The organism is Methanosaeta sp. UBA458, assembly GCF_002496085.1.
Taxonomy (GTDB): domain Archaea; phylum Halobacteriota; class Methanosarcinia; order Methanotrichales; family Methanotrichaceae; genus Methanothrix; species Methanothrix soehngenii.
This window is the reverse complement of the sequence record NZ_DAIK01000055.1, coordinates 1-990: the sequence shown is the minus strand read 5'-3', so window position 1 is coordinate 990 and position 990 is coordinate 1. Positions and strand designations below refer to the sequence as shown.

Sequence of the window (990 nt, the reverse complement as noted above, 5' to 3'; positions counted from 1 at the left end):
TCTCCCACTATGATCGTTCCCGGAAGCTTGGCAGTGAGGCGGGCGAAGTCATCATAAGCCTCTTCCTCGAAGGGATCCTCCAGCAAAATGATGGGATAGGTATTGACCAGATCCACGTAATAATCTATGAGCTCGCCAGGTGAGAGCCTGTTTCCGTCCACAGAGTAGCCGCCCTCCATATAGAAGCTTGAGGCAGCAGCATCAAGGCCGATCTTGATCTCATCTCCGTAACCTGATACGTCAAAGGCGCTCATGATGGCGTCCAGGGCATCCCGGGTCTTGATGAGAGGTGGTGCATAGCCCCCCTCATATCCGACGTTCGTCGCCCCCACGCCGTATTTCCCTTGCAGGATCTTTCCCAGAGCATGGTAGGTCTCGGCGGCCATGCGCAGGCCCTCGCTGAAGGTCTTGGCCCCGGTGGGTTGGATCATGAACTCCTGGATGGATAGCTCGTTTCCGGCATGCTTGCCCCCGTTAAGGACGTTGAAAGAGGGGATGGGAAGAGTTACGGTATTCACTCCGCCCAGGTATTTGTAGAGCGGCACCCCAGAGGACATTGCCGCCGCCTTTGCCATAGCTATTGAGACTCCCAAGATGGAATTGGCGCCCAGATTGGCCTTGTTCGCGGTTCCGTCCATATCTATCATGAGATCATCGATCTCCCTTTGGCAGGAGGCATCCATGCCCAAAAGCTCAGGAGCGATCACCTCATTCACATTCTTGACCGCCTTCAGGACGCCTTTTCCGTCGTACCTGTCGCCGCCATCCCTGAGCTCCAGGGCCTCGTGAGTGCCTGTAGATGCGCCCGAAGGCACAGCCGCCCGTCCAAAGCCACAGCAGGTGTAGACATCGACCTCGACAGTCGGATTGCCTCGTGAATCAAGTATCTCACGAGCATGAATCTTCTCGATCTCGAATGACATCGTATACCACAACCGGTAGTTTGCAGATCTATTTATTAAAGTTAGCGTGCCCTGAATCAGCAGCCGA

At 55.1% G+C, this 990-nt stretch carries 1 protein-coding gene; it reads right to left on the bottom strand.

Translation table 11 applies throughout. The features are described 5' to 3' along the window. The coding region (gene eno, locus BP822_RS03715; RefSeq protein WP_286877762.1) for a phosphopyruvate hydratase at positions 1-923 on the bottom strand (923 nt) is incomplete at its 3' end. Positions 924-990 lie beyond the last annotated feature (67 nt).